The organism is Flavobacterium sp. KS-LB2 (assembly GCF_036895565.1).
Lineage (GTDB): Bacteria > Bacteroidota > Bacteroidia > Flavobacteriales > Flavobacteriaceae > Flavobacterium.
Map to the genome: position 1 here is coordinate 2,982,803 of NZ_CP145904.1, position 19,927 is coordinate 3,002,729.

The 19,927-nt window shown below is 34.7% G+C and carries 16 protein-coding genes and 1 riboswitch; of the genes, 1 reads left to right on the forward strand and 15 read right to left on the reverse strand.

Annotated elements, in window-relative coordinates; all coding sequences use genetic code 11:
• Positions 1 to 63: 63 nt before the first annotated feature.
• From V5J73_RS12795 to V5J73_RS12860, 14 genes are all read right to left on the reverse strand, one after another.
• Positions 64 to 1,116: an NAD(P)/FAD-dependent oxidoreductase gene (locus V5J73_RS12795; protein WP_338646350.1), complete on the reverse strand. Its 1,053-nt coding sequence runs from the start codon at positions 1,114 to 1,116 to the stop codon at positions 64 to 66.
• 110 nt (positions 1,117 to 1,226) lie between these two features.
• The gene (locus V5J73_RS12800) at positions 1,227 to 1,817 is read right to left on the reverse strand and encodes a precorrin-2 dehydrogenase/sirohydrochlorin ferrochelatase family protein (protein WP_338646352.1); all 591 of its coding nucleotides are present in this window, start codon (positions 1,815 to 1,817) and stop codon (positions 1,227 to 1,229) included.
• Positions 1,804 to 2,598, reverse strand: a complete 795-nt coding sequence (gene cobA, locus V5J73_RS12805) for a uroporphyrinogen-III C-methyltransferase (protein WP_338646354.1) — start codon at positions 2,596 to 2,598, stop codon at positions 1,804 to 1,806. The genes V5J73_RS12800 and cobA overlap by 14 nt, the downstream gene beginning before the upstream one ends.
• Positions 2,588 to 4,681: a HEPN domain-containing protein gene (locus tag V5J73_RS12810; RefSeq protein WP_338646356.1), complete on the reverse strand. Its 2,094-nt coding sequence runs from the start codon at positions 4,679 to 4,681 to the stop codon at positions 2,588 to 2,590. Before V5J73_RS12810 ends, cobA begins: the two co-directional genes overlap by 11 nt.
• Positions 4,682 to 4,710: 29 nt before the next feature.
• On the reverse strand, positions 4,711 to 5,955 hold the full coding sequence (locus tag V5J73_RS12815) for a sulfate adenylyltransferase subunit 1 (RefSeq protein ID WP_091173250.1): 1,245 nt from the start codon (positions 5,953 to 5,955) through the stop codon (positions 4,711 to 4,713).
• A gap of 146 nt (positions 5,956 to 6,101) precedes the next feature.
• Positions 6,102 to 7,001 (reverse strand): sulfate adenylyltransferase subunit CysD, encoded by a 900-nt coding sequence (gene cysD / locus V5J73_RS12820; RefSeq protein ID WP_132066486.1) that lies wholly within the window; start codon positions 6,999 to 7,001, stop codon positions 6,102 to 6,104.
• A gap of 111 nt (positions 7,002 to 7,112) precedes the next feature.
• Positions 7,113 to 7,814: a phosphoadenylyl-sulfate reductase gene (locus V5J73_RS12825; protein ID WP_338646357.1), complete on the reverse strand. Its 702-nt coding sequence runs from the start codon at positions 7,812 to 7,814 to the stop codon at positions 7,113 to 7,115.
• Positions 7,815 to 7,829: 15 nt separating this feature from the next.
• Positions 7,830 to 8,732, reverse strand: a complete 903-nt coding sequence (locus V5J73_RS12830; RefSeq protein WP_338646358.1) for a sulfite exporter TauE/SafE family protein — start codon at positions 8,730 to 8,732, stop codon at positions 7,830 to 7,832.
• A gap of 117 nt (positions 8,733 to 8,849) precedes the next feature.
• Positions 8,850 to 9,260, reverse strand: a complete 411-nt coding sequence (locus V5J73_RS12835) for an RrF2 family transcriptional regulator (protein WP_338646359.1) — start codon at positions 9,258 to 9,260, stop codon at positions 8,850 to 8,852.
• Between the two features lie 73 nt (positions 9,261 to 9,333).
• Positions 9,334 to 10,506: a trans-sulfuration enzyme family protein gene (locus V5J73_RS12840; protein WP_338646360.1), complete on the reverse strand. Its 1,173-nt coding sequence runs from the start codon at positions 10,504 to 10,506 to the stop codon at positions 9,334 to 9,336.
• Positions 10,507 to 10,577: 71 nt separating this feature from the next.
• Positions 10,578 to 11,003, reverse strand: coding sequence for an OsmC family protein (locus V5J73_RS12845; RefSeq protein WP_338646361.1), 426 nt, complete (start codon positions 11,001 to 11,003; stop codon positions 10,578 to 10,580).
• A 66-nt stretch (positions 11,004 to 11,069) separates the two neighbouring features.
• Positions 11,070 to 13,484 (reverse strand): bifunctional aspartate kinase/homoserine dehydrogenase I, encoded by a 2,415-nt coding sequence (gene thrA / locus V5J73_RS12850; protein WP_338646363.1) that lies wholly within the window; start codon positions 13,482 to 13,484, stop codon positions 11,070 to 11,072.
• 18 nt (positions 13,485 to 13,502) lie between these two features.
• Positions 13,503 to 14,465, reverse strand: a complete 963-nt coding sequence (locus V5J73_RS12855) for an alpha/beta fold hydrolase (protein WP_338646364.1) — start codon at positions 14,463 to 14,465, stop codon at positions 13,503 to 13,505.
• Between the two features lie 78 nt (positions 14,466 to 14,543).
• Positions 14,544 to 14,651: riboswitch (SAM riboswitch) on the reverse strand.
• Between the two features lie 231 nt (positions 14,652 to 14,882).
• Complete coding sequence (locus V5J73_RS12860; protein ID WP_338646365.1) at positions 14,883 to 15,092, reverse strand: hypothetical protein; 210 nt, start codon at positions 15,090 to 15,092, stop codon at positions 14,883 to 14,885.
• 755 nt (positions 15,093 to 15,847) lie between these two features.
• On the opposite strand from V5J73_RS12860, the gene metK reads away from it, so the two are divergent.
• Positions 15,848 to 17,116 (forward strand): methionine adenosyltransferase, encoded by a 1,269-nt coding sequence (gene metK, locus V5J73_RS12865; RefSeq protein ID WP_338646366.1) that lies wholly within the window; start codon positions 15,848 to 15,850, stop codon positions 17,114 to 17,116.
• Between the two features lie 45 nt (positions 17,117 to 17,161).
• Here the strand turns inward: metK and V5J73_RS12870 are convergent, their stop codons facing one another.
• A complete protein-coding gene (locus V5J73_RS12870) occupies positions 17,162 to 19,912 on the reverse strand; it encodes a carboxypeptidase-like regulatory domain-containing protein (protein WP_338646368.1) in 2,751 nt (916 codons plus the stop codon).
• Between the last annotated feature and the right edge of the window lie 15 nt (positions 19,913 to 19,927).

Sequence of the window (19,927 nt, forward strand, 5' to 3'; positions counted from 1 at the left end):
AGACATAGCGCTAATACTTGCAAGTATTAGCGCTATATTTTTTAACTAGTTTATATTAAGTTGTTAAACTATGGCTTTCACCACGGCTTTTGGAGCCTCTTTACGAGTCCCGTCAAATCCGTCAACACCAGAAACTGTAGTATATTTCAATACATATTTTTTACCTGGATTGATGATTTGATAGGCTGCCTGACACATTATCGTTGCTTCGTGGAAACCACAAAGGATCAATTTTAATTTTCCAGGATAGGTATTTACGTCACCAATGGCGAAGATCCCTGGAATATTCGTTTGATAATCCAAAGCATTATTTACTTTTATAGCATTCTTTTCAATGTCTAATCCCCAGTTACCAATAGGTCCTAATTTTGGTGTTAAACCAAAAAGCGGAATGAAGTAATCTGTAGGAATTGTGCGGTGTGCGCCATCCTCATCGACAACAACAGATTCTAAATGCTCTGCACCGTTCAACCCAATTACTTCTCCTGGAGTAATCATTTTGATTTTACCTGAATTCTTTAATTCCTGTACTTTTTCTACAGAATCTAAAGCACCTCTAAATTCGTTTCGACGGTGAATCAAAGTCACCTCAGAAGCTACATTCGACAAGAAAATACTCCAGTCTAAAGCAGAATCTCCTCCTCCGGCAATTACTACTCTTTTGTCTCTGAATTTTTCCGGGTTTTTGATAAAGTATTTGATTCCTTTATCCTCGTAAAATTCGATGTCTTCGATTAATGGTTTTCTTGGCTCAAAACTTCCTAATCCACCCGCAATAGCGACTACAGGCGCATGGAATTTTTTTCCTTTATTAGAAGTTACTATAAAAGTTCCGTCTTCTTGTTTTTCAATTGTTTCAGCACGTTCACCAAGGGTAAAACCTGGTTCGAACTGCTTGATTTGTTCCATTAGATTATCAACCAAATCTCCGGCTAAAACTTCCGGGAAACCTGGAATATCGTAAATTGGTTTTTTAGGATATAATTCAGATAATTGTCCACCCGCTTGTGGCAAAGCATCCAGAATATGACATTTTAATTTTAACAATCCTGCTTCAAAAACTGCAAATAAACCCGTAGGTCCGGCTCCTATTATAAGTATGTCTGTTTTAATCATTTTTTTATTCTTTATGTAATGTAATTGTGCTAAACTATTTAATTGCAAATGAACGATTGATTTTTATTACTTTAAATGATAAATATCAGTAGAATTCTTTGTTCTTTATGCTATTCTCTTGGTTCTTTATTCTTCAACGACTCGGTGATTTCGTTCATTTTTTGAACTTTTTCTTCGAAATTCCCTTTCAGCGTTTTACGATATTCATTTAGGTTTTCGACCATTTTATTAATATCGTCCGGAATTATTTCTTCAAAAAACTCCCGTAATCTTTTGGCAGTTGTTGGTGATTTTCCGTTGGTTGAAATGGCGATTTTTACATTTCCTTTGGTCACAATTCCGCCCAAATAATAATCACATAATAGCGGTGTATCAGCAATATTGCAAATCAAATATCTTTTTCTGGATAAATCATAAATCCTTTTATTCACTTTCAAATCATCCGTACAAGCAATAACCATGTGGCGTTTGCGAAGCATCCATCGATTGAACTTTTTATACGTCAGTTTTACTGACAAATAGCTTGAAGCCAATAGTTCTAATTCAGGTAAAAATCGCGGTGCAACTACCTCAACATTTGCATTTGGACTGGATTTCAACAGAAAAGATAACTTTTCCAACCCCACATTTCCACCACCTACTATAAGCACATTAAGGTTGTGTAATTTTAAAAATATTGGGTACAATTCATTCCTTTCCATATACCAGCACCTTATTGTGGTTCGATCTCAATTCTTTATAAAAACCTACACTTTTTTTACTGTCTCCTACCACTTCTCCAATAACGATTATCGCTGGAGAACTTAAATTATTGTCAGCCACAACTCTTTGGATGGTATCAATTGTTCCAATTCCTACTTTTTCCTCTGGAGTTGTTCCGTTTTGAATAATCGCAACGGGCATTTCTCCTTTAGATTCTTTTTGGAATAAAGCCACAATTTGATCCAGTTTACTCATTCCCATCAAAATTACAACCGTTGCTGTTGATTGAGCTGCTAAAGCCACATCCGCAGATAATTTCCGTGCCGAAGTTGTACCGGTAATCACCCAAAAACTCTCCGAAACTCCTCTTTTTGTCAACGAAATTCCTTGCGACGCAGGAACTGCAATAGAGGATGAAATTCCCGGCACTACAAATGTAGGAATTCCAAAGCTTTCTACGAATTCTATTTCTTCACTTCCACGACCAAAAATAAATGGATCACCACCTTTTAGTCGCACCACATTTCCATAAGTCAACGCATTATCAACAATCAATTGATTGATTTGGTCTTGCGTATATTCATGACAGCCTTTTCTTTTACCAACAAATATTCTCAAAGCTTTCTTAGGAGCATAAGACAATAGTTCTTCATTTGCCAAGGCGTCATACAAAACTACATTAGCTTCCGCCAATGCTTTTGCACCTTTGATGGTCAGTAAATCCGGATCACCTGGGCCAGCACCTACTAAAGTAACTTGAGGTTCTATTTTATTTTTCATCTTGAAGGTCTTTGGCTCTAAATGTTTCTAAGGTCTTAAAAAACACAATGGCTTCTTGAATGTATTTTGTAGCAAACGCTTGAGACGGTTCATTCTCTCTAATTTGAAATACTAAAGCTTTCAAAGTTGATTGTAATGGAATTTTATTTGTTTCCACAAAAACAGTATCGAATAAATCAATGATTCCAGCTTGATGATTTGTTTTTTGATTTTCAGCCAATAGTAATGCTTTGGCACCATTCACAAATCCAGCATAAGCGTGATAAATAGCATCAGACCATTTTCCTTCTTCGAAAGCTTCTTGCGCAAAAGTCAATTTATCTTTGGCTTCTAATAATAAAGTAGCAACTAAATCAATTACAACACCAGCGCATTCACCAACTCCCACTGCTTTCACGTAATTATCAGCATTTCCCCAATCTACAAAATCAGCTTCGGTAAGATTAGTCAAATCGGCTAATGGTTTCAAAAATTCGTAGAAATATTTTTCCCCTTTGGCATCATAATAATTCAAGAATGATTGTCCGTTTCCGTTCGCTTCAAAATCATTTAAGATGAAACGCAATGCATCAGGTCCCCTTCTACTTGGAATTTTGATAACTTTATCCGAAAATCTTCCTGATCCGTTTCCTAAATTTCCTCCGCCTAATAATACTTGTAATGCTGGCGCTACTAATTTTCCAGAATTGATAGACATTCCCTGAAAACCAATTTCGGCCATATTGTGTTGTCCACAAGCATTCATACAACCACTGATTTTAATCGTGATTTCTTGATTGTTGCTGTATTGTGGATATTCAGTTTCTAAAACTCTTTCCAGTTCTACTGCGATTCCGGTGCTGCTTGCAATTCCTAAATTACACGTATCTGTTCCCGGACAAGCAGTAATGTCAGAAATGGTATTGTAACCCAAAGCTACAAAATCTAATTTGGCTAATTCTTGGTAGAAAAAAGGTAAATTTTCTTCTTTTACGTGACGAATTAAAATGTCTTGTCTCAATGTAAAACGCAATTCATTCGCCGCATAATTTTTGATTAATTCAGCCAAAGCTCTCGCTTTATCTGTATAAAAATCACCTAATAAAACTTTGATTCCAATCGCTACATAACCCGCTTGTTTTTGCGCAATTACATTTGATTTTTTCCAAGCTTCGAAAGCAGGAGTATCTTCGATTTCTACTTTTGGAACTTCCAGTAAAGGAGCAGTTATTTCAGCATCAAAAGCAGTTGTATCGATTTCAACTGTTTGGTAAGACAAGGCTTTTTTCTCTTCATCAACCAATTTTAAAAATTCATCTCTACCAATATCTTTGATTAAGAATTTCATACGGGCTTTCAAACGTTTCGCTCTTTCGCCATAGCGATCAAAAATTCTCAAAACACCTTCGGTCGTTGGAATAATTTGGTTTACCGGAATAAATTCGGAAAGCAATTCGGCGTGGTGTGGCTGTGAACCTAATCCTCCACCTAACATTACTTTAAATCCTCTTTCGCCATTTTCAATTCTTGGAATAAATCCTAAATCGTGTAAATAACTCAAGGCCGTATCTTTATCCGAAGAAGAAAATGAAATTTTGAATTTACGTCCCATTTCCTGACAAACCGGATTTCTTAAGAAAAACTGAAACATAGCATGCGCATAAGGCGACACATCAAAAAGTTCTTCAGTATCAATTCCTGCTGTTTCACTGGCCGTAATATTTCTCACGGTGTTTCCACAAGCTTCACGAAGTGTAACATCATCTTTTTCTAATTCAGCCCAAAGTTGTGGCGTTCTGTCCAAACTTACATAGTGAATTTGGATATCCTGGCGCGTTGTAATGTGCAAACGTCCGGTTGAATATTCATCAGAAACTTTAGTAATTCGCAACAATTGTTCGCTGGTCACTTTACCAAAAGGCAATTTGATACGAATCATTTGTACGCCTTCCTGACGTTGACCGTAAACTCCTCTCGCCAAACGAAGGCTCCGGAAACGCTCATCATCAATTTTCCCGTCACGGAATAAAGCAATTTTTCTTTCTAAATCGATAATGTCTTTTTGGACAATCGGGTTTTCTATTTCGGTTCTAAAACTTTCCATCTGTGTGTTGTTTTTGGCAAAAGTTAGATTTAGTTTATAAATCCAACTCCAGCAGTTGTGTTGGTTGCAGCATCAATTAATATAAAAGCGCCGTTTGATTTGTTGTCATTATAGGCATCAAAATACAAAGCTTTGCTTAATTTAATATTTACTTCGCCTATTTCATTTATAGCCAATTGAGTCGCTGGTGTAACTCCAGAATAATCTGTAGCGATAACGTTTTTCACGCTTTCTATTTTTGCCAAAACTCTGTTTGTATTGTGTTGTACCAAATATTTAGCACCTGGAACTAACTTTTTGCTGTCCATCCAGCAAATCGTTGTATTGATGTCTTTTTCGATTTTAGGAAGCTCATCCGATTTTACAATCATGTCGCCTCTTGTCACATTGATATCATTTTCCAGTTCCAAAGTAATAGAAGAACCTGCTGTCGCTTCATCAAATTGCTGATCGAAAAAGTGAATATTGGTCACTTTAGATTCCGTCAATGAAGGAAGTACCGTTACCGCATCACCCACTTTAATATTGTTCCCGTATAATTTTCCGGCATATCCTCTGAAGTCGTGATACTCTTCCGTTTTTGGTCGAATAACTGTTTGAACGGGGAAACGAGCTTTTCCTGTTTCAAAAACATCTTCCGGCTCTAAAGCTTCTAAATGTTCCAAAACCGTTTGTCCAGTGTACCACGGCATATTCTCTGATTTATCAGCAACATTTCCTCCATTGATAGCACTCAACGGAATGTAACTTACATTTTGCTCTTTGAATGAACTTTTGCTGTTCAGCGCTTGAAAATCAGCTTTGATTTTATTGTATACTTCTTCCGAATAATCAACCAAATCCATTTTGTTTACCGCAACAATCACTTCTTTTACTCTCAATAAATTATTGATGAAAAAGTGTCTGTACGTTTGCTCAATAACGCCTTTACGAGCATCGATCAAAATGATAGAAACTTGCGAAGTCGAAGCTCCTGTAACCATGTTACGAGTATATTCTACGTGACCCGGAGTATCGGCAATAATGTAACTTTTCTTGGCTGTCGAAAAATAAATATGCGCCACATCAATCGTGATTCCTTGTTCTCTCTCAGCAACCAAACCATCGGTAGCCAATGAAAAATCTAAATAATCGTATCCTTTTTGCTTGCTGCTTTTTTCTATTGCTTCAATCTTATCTGTAGTCAATGATTTTGTATCGTATAATAATCTCCCGATTAAGGTACTCTTTCCGTCATCTACACTTCCTGCTGTTGCTATTTTTAAAACTTCCATTCCTTGTTTTTTGTTTGAAGTTTAAAAGTTTAAGGTTTCTTAAACACCTTATGTAACTTCTAAATTTGATTTTTTTATTTTAAATGTTGAATTTTAAATTTTAAATGTCTCGGAACAATTCATAATTCATAACTTATAATTATTTTCTAAAAATACCCTTGTTGTTTTCTTTTTTCCATCGCAGCTTCAGAACGTTTGTCATCAATTCTGGCTCCTCTTTCTGAAATAGTCGAAGATCTTATTTCGCCTACTACTTCTTGAATGGTTGCTGCGTAAGAATCAACAGCTGCAGTACAACTCATATCTCCAACAGTTCTAAAACGAACAATTCTTTCTTCAATCTCTTCATCTTCTTCTTGGTACACAAATGGAGAATGTGACCAAATCATACCGTCTCTCAAGAATACTTTACGTTTGTGTGAAAAGTAAATCGATGGAATTTCGATTTGCTCTTGCTCAATATAACTCCAAACATCAAGCTCAGTCCAGTTCGAAATTGGAAAAACACGAACGTTTTGACCATTTTCAATTTTTCCGTTCAAAATATCAAACAATTCCGGACGTTGGTTTTTCTCATCCCATTGACCAAAATCATCACGAACAGAGAAAATACGTTCTTTAGCTCTTGCTTTTTCTTCATCACGACGCGCACCACCTATACAAGCATCAAATTTGAATTCTTCGATTGCATCCAAAAGTGTCGTCGTTTGCAAACTGTTTCTGCTGGAATATTTTCCAGATTCTTCCACCACTTTACCTTCGTCAATAGCATCCTGAACATTACGAACGATTAGTTCCAATCCTAATTCAGCAACCAATTTATCTCTGAAAGCAATAGTTTCAGGAAAGTTATGTCCCGTGTCTACATGCAACAACGGAAAAGGAATTTTTGCAGGAAAAAATGCTTTTTGTGCTAAACGCACCAATGTAATTGAATCTTTTCCACCAGAGAAAAGTAAAACCGGCTTGTCAAATTGAGATATAACTTCTCTAAAAATGTATATAGCTTCGCTTTCTAAAGCGTTTGTTTTTAATATTGAACTCATTATTATTAGTTTAAAAGTTTAAAAGTTTAAAGTTTAAGGTTGTTGGAACCTCATCTAAAATCTCTTAACTATTATTATTTTTTCTTTTCTCTTTATTCTAACCTCTGTTTTCTATTTCTGGTGCAAACCACATTCTTTATGACTGGATTCCCATGACCATCTTCCTGCTCTGATATCTTCTCCAGGGACAATTGCTCTGGTACAAGGTGCGCAACCTATACTGACGAAACCTTGTTTGTGTAAGGCATTTTGTGGCACATTGTTATCGTCTAAATATTTCTGAACCTCTTCTAATGTCCATTTTAACAACGGATTGAATTTTATAATATCGAATTTTTCATCGTATTCAAAAAGGTCTAAATCATTTCTATTTTCTGATTGCTCAGCTCTCAAACCGGTAATCCAAATTGAATTTCCTTTTAAAGCTTTAGTCAAAGGCGCTACTTTTCGAATGAAACAACATTCTTTTCTATTCTCTACTGATTCATAAAAGCTATTTGGGCCTTTTTGATTTAATAACTCTTCAACCGCACTTGTTTCCGGAAAATAAGTTTTAATATCTATTTGATACTTTTTCAAGGTCTTATGAAAAACATCGTAAGTCTCTTGAAATAACCTTCCGGTATCCAAAGTAAAAATGGTAATAGGTAAATTATTTTTTCCAATTAAAGCCGTAATTACTTGGTCTTCCTGTCCAAAAGAAGTCGAGAAAACTACTTTGTCTCTAAATTCATTAGCCAAAAAAGCCAAAGTCTCTTCAATTGAAAAATCCTTTGTTTTATCTAATAAAGTATTGGTTATTGCTATGCTCATAATTTCGTTTCTCTTTTATAATAATTTAGACAGTGTTTTTAAACTCAAAACAATAATTAAAACGCCTACCAAAATCATCATAGGCTTTCTCTTTATTTTATTGACTAAAATTGCGGCAATTGGAGCAGCAATCACACCACCTAAAATCAACCCTATAATAACTTGCCATCCTTGTATTCCTCCAAAAAGCATAAATGTTACACCACTGGCAAAAGCTACTGCAAACTCGGCTGCATTTACAGAACCAATAGTATATCGTGGATTTCTACCTCGACCTAATAAAGTCGAAGTCACAATTGGCCCCCAGCCACCACCCCCAACAGCATCCATAAAACCTCCAAAAGAAGCTAAAATATTCAGTCGCTTGGTTTTCTTTTTAATGATGTTTTTCTGCATTGCTTTTCTGATGATTATAATGGCCAGCCCTATCATGTATACCGCAATAAAAGGCTTTATCGCATCCCCATCAATTACATCCGACAATAAATAAGCACCTGCAATAGACCCTAAAACACCGGGAATTAACAAATGTCTCACTAGTTTTTTATTGATATTCCCAAAACGATGATGAGAAATCGCCGAAGCTCCTGTTGTAAACATTTCAGCCACGTGAACTCCTGTACTACTTATTGCCGGCGGAATTCCATACGCTAATAAAAATGAAGTAGAAGTTGCTCCATAACCCATTCCTAAAGTTCCATCTACTAATTGTGCAAAAACACCGATACAGAAAAAGATTAAAAATTCCTGATTAAATCCCGCTATAAAACCATCCCAAGAAAATTCTGCATGATGATTGTAAACTAATGTAGAAATTAAACCTACCAATAAGACAACCGGAATAATAACCCACAAGCGTTCTTTAAAAGTCGTTTCCGATTTTGCATTGATGGTAATAGCTTTCAATTCTTGGTTCATGCTTTTTTTATTCAACTGTTTCTAACATTTAAATCTATTGCCCTATCGGAATAGTAGATTATTATGCAAAAGTAAATAATTTAAGTTAACTACAAAATTTATTTTGTGATATATTCTTTAAAAGGCAATGTCAGCCAAGGTGTTACTTTCTAAGATTTTAAGTGTATTATCGCGCACCTCAATCATCAGTTTCCGAACCGCGCAAGTAGCTTCATCTGAACAGTCCGAACAAGGCTCGTAAAAATTATGGCTGGCACAAGGAAGTAATGCAATTGGCCCTTCAAGAATGCGATACACATGAGCCATATTGATGTCTTTGGGATCTTTTATCAAATAATAGCCTCCACCTTTTCCTTTTTTGGCACCCAAAAAACCGGAATGGCGCAGCAATAATAAAATACTTTCTAAAAACTTGATCGAAATAGTCTCGCTCTTGGCTATCTCCGCTATTTGAACAGGAGAATTGTCTTTTTGGCGCGCCAAGAAAGTAAGTGCTTTTATTCCGTATTTTGTTTTTTTAGACAGCATAATTGATGTTTGATTTTCTTTTTACTGATATCAAATCTACAATCTAAAATCGTTAATCCCAAATCAAAAATCATTAAGACAAAGCCTGCTCCAAATCAGCAATTACATCTTTTACAGTTTCCAATCCAACAGAAACACGAACTAAACCATCAGTAATACTGACTGCCAAACGTTCGTCAACTGATAACTTACTATGTGTTGTTGATGCCGGATGCGTAACAATTGTTCTGGTGTCGCCCAAATTTGGTGATAAAGAACATAATTTTATTTTGTCTAAAAAAGCTCTTCCCGCTTCAATTCCGCCTTTGATTTCAAAAGCTACAATGTTTCCGCCTAGTTTCATCTGCTTTTGAGCAATTTCGTATTGCGGATGCGATTTCAAAAACGGATATTTGACTTTATTCACCTGAGGATGGTTTTCTAAAAATTCTGCTACTTTCAAGGCATTTTCGCAATGTCTGTCCAAACGAATCGCTAATGTTTCTAAACTCTTAGACAATACCCAAGCGTTAAAAGGCGATAAAGAAGGTCCTGTAAGTCGGGAAAACAAATAGATTTTCTGAATCAAATCTGCATCACCAACTGTTATTCCTCCCAAAACCCTCCCTTGGCCATCCATTAGCTTTGTAGCAGAATGTACCACTAGATGTGCACCCCATTTTATAGGTTGTTGCAAGTAAGGCGTTGCAAAACAGTTGTCTATTACCAAAATTAAATTGTGCTTTTTAGCAATTGCTCCTAAAAGTTCCAAATCGATAATATCAACAGCAGGATTGGTAGGCGATTCAGCAAAAAGAATCTTTGTATTTGGTGTAATAAAACTTTCAATTGTTTCCGGCTTATTTATATCAAAATAGGAGGTTTCAATATTCCATTTTGGAAAATAATTAATGAATAACGAATGTGTCGCTCCAAAAACACTACTGGACGAAACAATATGATCTCCAGATTTCAATAAAGCTGCCAAGGTTGAATACACCGCAGCCATTCCGGATGCAAAGGCAAAACCAGCTGCAGCACCTTCCATAGCACAAACTTTATCAACAAATTCGTTGGTGTTTGGATTGCTATAACGGCTGTAAATATTCCTGTCTTTTTCTTCGGCAAAAGAAGCACGCATGTCTTCGGCATCCTCAAATACAAAACTGGAAGTTAAGTACAAAGGCACTGAATGCTCTAAAAATTGTGTTCTTTCTAGTTGGTTGCGTATGGCTTGGGTTTCAAAACCAAATTCTTGTTCGTTCATTTTATTTTCTAGTTTAAAGTTTAAAGTTTAAAGTTGTTGGAATCGTGAAAATCCAACCTCTTATATTTAAACTACAATGATTTATTATTCAAAACTACTTTGTAATGTATCGTTGCGGTTGGCTCTAATGTTTTAGAAACCGAACAATATTTTTCGAAAGAAAGTTGTGCGGCTCTGGCTGCTTTTTCTTCGTTTATTGGTCCTTCCAAATAAAACACAATGTGGATATCCTTGAATGGTTTCGCTTCTCCAACTTGTACACGTTCTCCTTCTACCTCAGCTTTGAAAGAGGTGATTTCCTGACGTTGTTTTTTCAAAATTGAAATCATATCGATGGCGCTGCAACCCGCAACACCCATCAATACCAATTCCATCGGACTTGGTCCTTGATCATCTCCACCAAATTCTGGACGGCTATCTACATTTACAATATGTCCTCTTTCGTTTTTTAATTCGAAATGGAAATTATCGTTTACTCTATTTAATGTTATTTTCATTATTATTTGCTTTAATTCTTTTATTCAATCTGAAATCTAAATTCAAAAATCCCCAATCTTAAATCATTACCCTTTATCCGATAATCTCAAAATATCGCCAAAAACTCCTCTCGCAGTTACTGCTGAGCCTGCGCCTGCACCTTGAATCACAATTGGTCGGTCTCCGTACGATTCTGTATAAATTTCAAAGAAAGAATCAGAACCTTTCAGTCCGCCCAAAGCCGTATCTGATGGTACCGAAACTAATTTCACTTCCAGATTTCCTTTGTCATTTTGCAAATCGCCTGACAATTCGCCTATGTATCGCAACACGTGATTAGGTTTTTGTTCTGCTTTTATTTTAGCATAAATTGGATCAAACTCCGTCAATTTATTCAAGAAATCAGAAACATCACCTTCACGTAAATGTTCGGGAATTAAATTCTGAATATCAATTTCTTCAAACTCATTTTGCAAGTCCAATTCCCTGGCCAAAATCAATAATTTTCTACCTACATCATTCCCGCACAAGTCCTCTCTTGGATCCGGCTCAGTATATCCGTTTTGAATCGCTTCTTTTAATATTTCGCTGAACGGAGCGTCTTTTGCAGAAAAATTATTGAACAAATAACTCAATGTCCCAGAGAAAACACCCTTAATCTTAGTAATATTTTCTCCAGAAAGATGCAATAATTTAATCGTATCAATCAATGGTAATCCCGCTCCAACATTCGTTTCATAAAGATAACTCTTTTGATTATCTGCTAGCACTTTTCGTAATTTTTTATAAAAACTATAACTTAATGTATTCGCTACTTTATTAGATGAAATCAAATCAAAACTGCTTTCTGCAAGTGGAATGTAATTTTCGACAAACGTGGCACTTGCCGTGTTGTCAATTGCAATTAAATTCTCAAGATGATGCTCGGTTGCGTATGCAATTACGTCATTAATAGTATAAGAGAATCCATTGTTTTGAATTTCATTTTTCCAATTTGGAGTAACCCCATTTTTATTTAAAAGTACATTACTGGAATTGGCAATCGCAAAAACATTCAGTTTGATGTCTTTTCTTTTTTCGATGGTTGCTGCTGATTCCAATATTTGGTTAATCAACGTTCCCCCTACTAAACCATGTCCGAAAATAGCGATATTAATTTTCTTTGAAACTCCAAAAATCTCTCCGTGAATCACGTTTAAGGCTTTGTTCAGTTGCGATTTTTTAACCACCAAACTCACATTTTTACCCGTAACCGTATTATTGAAAAGAATCGGGACAATTTTATTTTTTATCAACGCCGTATAAGGCTTGTGAAACGTACTCAAATCCTGTCCAATGATAGAAATCACCGAAACATCATCGGTCACCGTGATTTTATTCACATCTTTAGAATAGAAATCATTTTCGAATTCTTTCTCTAATTCAATCATGGCTTTTGTCGCTTTGTCAGCAGCTACAACCAAACCAATTCCTCTTTCTGAAGAACCTTGAGAAATAATACTCACACTAATATCATTGTCACCCATCACTCTGAAAATACGGGCATCAACGCCAGTTTTTCCTAATAATCCTCTTCCTTCCAGATTCACTAAAGACACATTTTCAAGTACCGAAAGTGTTTTAATACCTTCTTTATTAGAATTAGAAGTAATTAATGTTCCTTTATTTTCGTGGTTGAAAGTATTCAAAATACGAAGAGGAATGTTTTTTTCCAATAAAGGGATAATCGTTTTGGCATGAAGAATCGTCGCACCAAAATTGGCTATTTCATTGGCTTCGTTAAACGACAAATGATCGATTTTTTTTGCATCAAGCACTAAGTCCGGATTAGCGGTATAAATTCCGTCTACGTGTGTGTAATTCTGTAATTCGTCCGCATTTAAGTAATTCGCTATCAACGAAGCGGTGTAATTACTGCCGTTTCTTCCTAAAGTGGTCGTGTCATTATTATTATTAGAACCGATGAAACCTGTAATAATATTCACGATTGTTCCGTTATTCTCCTTAAAATAATTGATTACGTTTTTCTTCGAAATTTGTTCCAAAGGTTGTGCATCACCAAATTTCGAATCGGTTTTAATCAATTCTCTGGTATCTGCAAAGCGAGCATTTATTCCGTTTTCAATTAAGATTGCCGTCAATAATTTGGCAGAAAGCAATTCCCCTTTGGATAAAATCTGGTCTTTAATTTTGTTGCTGTAATCACCAATTAAACTAACACCTTCAAATAATTTTTCCAAAACATGAAACTCCTCAGACAAATCCACGTTCTCATATTCATCTTGTTGGTATTTTTTAAAATCCTCAAAAAGCAGTTTATAATCCTTATTAGTAGCCGCAACCTTTAAAATTTCTTCCAGTTCATCTGTGGCATTCCCTCTTGCTGAAACCACAATGGCAATTTCCTCTCCCTGATTTACTTTATCAGTAATAATTGCAACCACTTTATTTATTCCGTCGCCATTCGATAAAGATTTACCTCCAAATTTTAATATTTTCATTGTGTTGTGTTTTTTGGCTTAGAATATATCCTGAAGCAAATTGTGTAATTGTTTGTATTCTATCAAAAAAGCATCGTGTCCGTGAATGGAAACAATTTCCTGATAGCTAACCTTATTCTTATATTTTTTTAATTCCTCGTAGGTTGCTTTATTTTCATTTGCCGTAAAAAACAAGTCTGAATTGATTCCGATAATATGAATGTCAGCTTCAATTTTTGACGTTATATCTTCGAATGAATCACTATTTCTCGTAATATCTATCGTCTTCAACAGTTGATTCATCATTTTATAAGAGGAGATTTGAAAACGTTTCTGTAATTTTTCTCCATGATGCAGCAACCAACTTTCTACATTAAAAACAGCCAATTCTTCATTGGTTGTTCGCTGAAATTTGGCAGCAAAAGACTCTGGAGTTCTATAACATAACATCGCATGAGTGCGAGCATCTTCAATAGGTTTTGAAGAATTTTTCAGAATTTGTTCCTGCAAAAAGCAATTGGCAATCAGCCAGTCTGTCGATTTCCAATCGGTTGCAATAGGAATTAAATGTTGTGTGATTTTTGGTTCCAATGCTACCATTTCCCAAGCGATTCCTCCACCTACAGAACCACCAATAATGGCGTATAGTTTTTTAATTTCAAGAAGCTGAATTCCTTCAATAAAAATTCTAGCAATATCTCTAGTATTAAAATCCGAATAATTTTCGATGCTAAAACCATCAAATCCATTTCCGGGAACATTAAACGCGAGGATTGTATATTTTGTTGTATCTATAGTTTTGTGTTCTCCAATTAAATCATTCCACCAACCGTTTTCTCCCACAACTTGTGAATTTCCGGTTAAAGCATGATTAACCAAAACTATTGGTGCGGTATGCAATTCTGCTCCAAAAACTTGAAAACTTAAGTTTAAGCCAGCATAAAAAGCGCCACTTTCGGTGGTGAAATTTTGTAATGAAAGGGATGTTGGTTTATTTTCCAATTGCAAATCTTTTATGATTTTTGACCTGTGTTTGGAAATATTAGAAAGAAAGCTAGGAGTTATCTAGACAAATTCTTAGTGTTATCTTTCCACGTTTGGCGTGGTAGAATGCAGCACCTTCTTCGATAAATCGAAGGGTTGCTAAGGCTTCATCGGGTCTAATCCCTCTGCCTTTCTTTATAACATTTCAATACGTTTTTGAACTTAAAGGCACAAATTAACTACTATTTTTTTAAACAACCAAATTTTTATCACATTGCTTCTAATTGATTTATTGCAAATTGACTTGGAAAAAATACGCGTAGCATCATGATTCCGACGAAAGAAAAAACATAGCACTATGATTCTATCTTTCGTCGAAATAATAATTTGAGATTCCCCGTTAAAGTTCCAATAGCTAAAAGAGCCTTCTCTTTATTAGATAAAAAGTTCTTCATTTTCTTTTGAATACATTTGAAATAATAATGAACTAGGTACTATTTTTTGTGCCAAAGGATCATTCTTTGAAATTTCAAATCTTGGATTAGTCAATTCATTTTTTGAATCGCTCACCTTTTCTATTTTGGTTCTAAAACCGAAACCTTTTAGTAACTGTAATGTCTTCGGGAAGTGTTTTAATGTGCTCATGATGATTAAATTTAAGATGTTAGTTTTGTTTTCCTATTATTTTTTTGAATTCTGAATTCTATTGACTTCTTTACTAATCTGAACGAAAAAACCCTTTTAGAAGAATATCCAAAAGGGTTTTAAGTTGTTCTATAACTTATACTTTTTGGAATCAACAGACATGAATGCGCACCATGGCATTGGCGCAAATCATATTTTTGACTTTAAAATTATTGGTATTCTGGATTTTCAAGTTTTTCATTCTGTACTTAATTGTATTTTCAGTTGGATAGATTTCAAAAAAAAAGCCTCCCGTTTTTTCGGGAGGCTTTTGCTATATAAATTTTGATTTTAATTTAAGCAATAGACGACCCACAGGAATTTTCCTGAATGGCTTTTGACATATTACACACATTAAATTTCATTTTTCTTTTTTTGTTGTAACAAATATGCTAACTATTTCTGAATTATGCAAATAAGTTTTAAAAAATACCTGCAAAAACAAACTCTATTTTCTTTTTTTATAGTAGTATGAGAAGAAGGAAAGATTTATGAGCAAAAAAAAGTTAAGATTAATTTGCAATTCAAAATGGTTTCATACATTTGCACCCGAATACAAGAGGAAAAATTTGAACTGATTGCAACCTCTTCATAATGAAACTAATTCATTATGGATGCTGAAAAATTTTCAGTAGAAAAAATGCTAAAGCAGAAACTCTCCTTTAGTCCTTTTCAGCAATTATTTTTCCTCGCTTAATTTTTAAATAATAATTATTATGGCCTATTTATTTACGTCAGAATCTGTAAGCGAAGGACATCCAGACAAAATTGCAGATCAAATTTCAGACGCATTAATTGATAATTTTTTGGCATTTGATGCTGATTCAAAAGTAGCTTGCGAAACTTTAGTGACTACTGGTCAAGTAATTTTGGCAGGTGAAGTAAAATCAAATACTTATTTAGACGTACAACAAATCGCGCGTGATGTAATCAAGAAAATTGGTTATACAAAAAGCGAATACATGTTTGAAGCCAATTCTTGTGGAATCCTTTCTGCCATTCACGAACAATCTGCTGACATTAATCAAGGTGTTGACAGAGCAAATCCTGAAGAGCAAGGCGCTGGTGACCAAGGAATGATGTTTGGTTACGCCACTAATGAAACAGAAAATTATATGCCATTGGCACTTGATTTATCTCATAAACTATTACAGGAATTGGCTATTCTAAGACGTGAAAATAACGAAATCACGTATTTGCGTCCTGATGCTAAATCTCAAGTAACTTTAGAATACAGCGATGACAATAAGCCAACTCGTATTGATGCTATTGTAATCTCTACTCAACATGATGATTTTGATGAAGAAGCTACCATGCTTGCAAAAATCAAAAAAGATCTTGTTGAAATTTTGATTCCAAGAATCATTGCTAAAAATCCAACACACGCTCATTTATTTAATGATGCTATTCAATACCATATTAATCCAACTGGGAAATTCGTAATTGGTGGACCACACGGAGATACTGGATTAACTGGAAGAAAAATCATTGTGGATACTTACGGTGGAAAAGGTGCTCACGGTGGTGGTGCATTCTCTGGAAAAGATCCAAGTAAAGTAGATAGAAGTGCGGCGTATGCAACACGTCATATCGCTAAAAACTTAGTTGCAGCGGGTGTTGCTGACGAGATCTTAGTACAAGTTTCGTATGCAATTGGTGTGGCTAAACCAATGGGTATTTTTATTGATACCTACGGAACTTCAAAAGTGAATTTGACCAATGGTGAAATTGCTAAAAAAGTAGAAGCTATTTTTGATATGCGTCCTTACTTTATTGAGCAACGCTTGAAACTGAGAAACCCAATCTATAGCGAAACTGCTGCTTACGGGCACATGGGACGTACTCCAGAAACAGTTACTAAAACTTTCTCTGCTCCAGGTGGAAACGAAAAAACAGTTACTGTTGAATTGTTTACTTGGGAAAAATTAGATTTTGTAGATCAAGTAAAAACTGCTTTTGGATTGGAATCTAAAATACTATTTTAAATAAATAAGGGGATTTTGTTCAGTCAAAATCCCCGTTATTTTTTATTAAATATTATACTTCAAAATAAATGTTACAAATCGTGGTAAGATAACAGTTTCATTGGTATTGAAACCATTCACGCTAAAGGTATTGTTCAATCTTGATCTTGTATTGAGAAGATTATTAGCCTGAATTCTGTATTCGAATTTAGAGTCTTTTTTGATATAATTTAGACTCGCTGTCATAATTTTAAAATTATTGGCCACTCCAGTTGTTTCATTTTTAAAGCGGTTAAGCGAATAATCCCAGTTGATATTCAACCCATTCAAGAAATAATAATTAAGCTTTACACTTGGAGTTTGTGTAGTAAAACGAGTAGATGCCTGGTCAGAAAAATTAATTCGATATCCTAAATCAATGTTAGGATATTTTTTAAACTGTGTTGCTAAAGCAAGGCTATAGCCATGGTTTACATTTTCAATTCCTTGAATGAATTCCTGTGTATTGCCATTTACTACTCTTCGGTTTAAAACAAAATTTTTGTTCCAACTGGCATTAATACCAGCCGTTGCTTTGTAATACTTTTGAAAACTTTTGGAGTAAAACAAATTACCGTTTACACTTTCATTTTCTGCATCTAAATTTAAACGGTCTGAGGTAGAATAAATACTTTGGAATGAAATCCCATTTACCACTGGATTTTTTGTAGTCGTATACGCAATATTACCAAAAATTGTTGTGAAGTTGTATAAATTATATTTGGAATAATTCAATCTATGTGAAGTAACAAGAGAATTTTCTAATTGTGCATTTCCTCTTGCAATGCTGTTAAAATTAGTAAAAATATAGCCTTCCACTAATGAGTTCACATCATTGAATCCGTTTCTTACATTAAAATTATAGGTTACATTTTCTGATTTTTTCAAATCCCAACGCGCAAACATGTCTGGTAAAAAACGGGTAAAATTTAATTGGTACGGGTTAGCAAACTGCTGATTGTTTGTGTTGTATTGATGAATTGAAAAGCCTGGATTAAAGGTAAACTTCCCTACTATAAACTTATAGTGTACCCCTAAAAATAAGTCATTAAAAGTGTATCGCACATCATTTCTATACGCAGCTTGCTCAACTTGATTGACAGACTTATCCTCTAAAATTTGCAAAATACTTGAATTATACGTTTGAAAAGCATTTGTATTTCCTGCCGTTACGTTCAGTATACTTTTGTTAGAAATTTGATAGTAATAATCGACTTTAGCATCTAATTTATTGGTTTTAACAAATCTTGACTGTTCAATATTTAAAGTGTTTTCATTCACAAAAACGGCACTTGGATCATTTGGATCTTGCGAGGTACTATTTTGATAGGGATTAACAGATAGCTGCGGATTGTAAAAAGGATCTTCATCCTCATATTGATGCTGCATCTCGACTACCCACGTACTTTTGGGATTTTGTGTGTAAAATAAATTAAGACTCTGATTGAATGATACCGGAGCTTGTTTTTGAAAAGCAATAACCGTATTAGAATTAGACACCATTGAACCATTGTTCATCGAACTAAAATCCGTTTGGCTATTATCCACATCTTGTTGATCATTTTTTCTAAAGAACGCATCATAATCCAATTGAAAGTTATCATTTGCTTTATACTTAGAACCGAATTTCGCAATAAATGCGTTGTTTTTAGAATCCGTTTTATTTTTTCTGTTTTCTAAGGTCGCAATATTTGTGGTATTAGGTTCAAAAATACCTCTTTCAGAATTTGTAATAGACTGATTGAATGTAGATGAATAGGCTGCAAAACCAGATAAAGTCCATTTTTTAGAAACCGAATGATTCAAATTTAAAGCACCAAATTTATCGCTGGCCTTAGCAACATTATCACCGCCAGAAAGTCCAAAGAAATTTCGATTTAAGTTCAATGTAGTACCACTTCTACCAATTGTATTCCTGGCACCACCGGTTATCCTGAAAAAATCAGCAGAAGTTAGGGATACTTCTCCAATATTATTCAAATTTACAATGGAGTTGATACTCGTCTTGGGTGAATAATAGAATAATTTTGGATTAAAAATATAGCCTTTGTCATTCGCCAAACCACCGCTAATATCACCAAACCAAAACTTATCTTTTCCTTTTTTAAGTTTGATATTTAGCGCAATATCATCGTTATTGTTCTCAAGGCCTTTCATTTGAGACACCTCGTTGAAATTACGCATAACTTGAATTTTATCAACAGCATCTGAAGGTATATTTTTTGAGCCTAATTTGGTATCTCCTTCCATAAATGGCTTTCCGTTAACAAATAGTTTAGCCACTTTTTTACCTTCCACTTGAACTTGACCATCACTCATTACCTCAAAACCAGGCAGTTTTTTAAAAACATCTTCTAACTTTCGTTCTTCACCTGTTTTAAACGAATCGGCATTATAAACAATCGTATCGCCTTTAATAGAAACTGGCATTTCGCGCACAATTTCGACGCCATTTAATTCAATCCCACCAGATTCCATAGTAATATTTTGCACCATATTCTCCGATTGCGTGGTAATTGTAATTTCTTTATTTTGCATTCCAAGGTAACTCAACTTTATAACGTAGGTAGTTTTTGCCTTTAAATTTAGAATAAACTTACCTTTATCAGTGGTAATTGCATAGGAATCCATTGCTTTAGTAGTTTGATTCACTGCCATGACATTAGCCATTTCTAAAGGCGATTTGCCTATATCTTGAATTATCCCTTCAAAACGAATGTTTTGTGCGTAAGTGATTGATGCTAAAATAAGGGCAATAAACAATAAAATTTTCTTCATCTGATAGTATTTAAT

Coding starts and splice junctions, on each gene's coding strand:
- cysD (WP_132066486.1), bottom strand. CDS start 7,001: ATGAGTTCAATATTAAAAACAAACGCTTTAGAAAGCGAAGCTATATAC.
- V5J73_RS12795 (WP_338646350.1), bottom strand. CDS start 1,116: ATGATTAAAACAGACATACTTATAATAGGAGCCGGACCTACGGGTTTA.
- V5J73_RS12845 (WP_338646361.1), bottom strand. CDS start 11,003: ATGAAAATAACATTAAATAGAGTAAACGATAATTTCCATTTCGAATTA.
- V5J73_RS12860 (WP_338646365.1), bottom strand. CDS start 15,092: ATGAGCACATTAAAACACTTCCCGAAGACATTACAGTTACTAAAAGGT.
- V5J73_RS12810 (WP_338646356.1), bottom strand. CDS start 4,681: ATGGAAAGTTTTAGAACCGAAATAGAAAACCCGATTGTCCAAAAAGAC.
- V5J73_RS12830 (WP_338646358.1), bottom strand. CDS start 8,732: ATGAACCAAGAATTGAAAGCTATTACCATCAATGCAAAATCGGAAACG.
- V5J73_RS12840 (WP_338646360.1), bottom strand. CDS start 10,506: ATGAACGAACAAGAATTTGGTTTTGAAACCCAAGCCATACGCAACCAA.
- V5J73_RS12825 (WP_338646357.1), bottom strand. CDS start 7,814: ATGAGCATAGCAATAACCAATACTTTATTAGATAAAACAAAGGATTTT.
- metK (WP_338646366.1), top strand. CDS start 15,848: ATGGCCTATTTATTTACGTCAGAATCTGTAAGCGAAGGACATCCAGAC.
- V5J73_RS12800 (WP_338646352.1), bottom strand. CDS start 1,817: ATGGAAAGGAATGAATTGTACCCAATATTTTTAAAATTACACAACCTT.
- thrA (WP_338646363.1), bottom strand. CDS start 13,484: ATGAAAATATTAAAATTTGGAGGTAAATCTTTATCGAATGGCGACGGA.
- V5J73_RS12815 (WP_091173250.1), bottom strand. CDS start 5,955: ATGGAAGTTTTAAAAATAGCAACAGCAGGAAGTGTAGATGACGGAAAG.
- cobA (WP_338646354.1), bottom strand. CDS start 2,598: ATGAAAAATAAAATAGAACCTCAAGTTACTTTAGTAGGTGCTGGCCCA.
- V5J73_RS12870 (WP_338646368.1), bottom strand. CDS start 19,912: ATGAAGAAAATTTTATTGTTTATTGCCCTTATTTTAGCATCAATCACT.
- V5J73_RS12835 (WP_338646359.1), bottom strand. CDS start 9,260: ATGCTGTCTAAAAAAACAAAATACGGAATAAAAGCACTTACTTTCTTG.